The sequence below is a fragment of the Streptomyces beijiangensis genome, assembly GCF_017315755.1.
In the GTDB taxonomy this organism is placed as follows: domain Bacteria; phylum Actinomycetota; class Actinomycetes; order Streptomycetales; family Streptomycetaceae; genus Streptomyces; species Streptomyces beijiangensis.
Map to the genome: position 1 here is coordinate 1 of NZ_JAFLRJ010001747.1, position 223 is coordinate 223.

1 protein-coding gene is annotated in these 223 nt (G+C 67.3%); it reads right to left on the minus strand.

All coding sequences use genetic code 11. The features are described from left to right. A partial coding sequence (locus J0695_RS43490) for an SDR family NAD(P)-dependent oxidoreductase (RefSeq protein WP_206970309.1) occupies positions 1–223 on the minus strand: 223 nt, incomplete at both ends.

Here is a 223-nt window from a genome sequence, read left to right on the forward strand (position 1 = left end):
GTCTTCATGCCGATGAAGACGCCGGTCAGGTTGATGTCGATCACTTTGCGGAAGTGCTCGACGGTCTCCGTGTCCAGGGGCTGTCCGGTGGAGACTCCGGCGTTGTTGACCAGGCCGTGCAGTCCGCCGAACTCGGCGGCCGTGAAGGCGGCGGCCCGCTGCCAGTCCCGCTCGGACGTCACGTCGAGGTGGAAGTAGCGTGCCCGCTCGCCGAGTTCGGCGG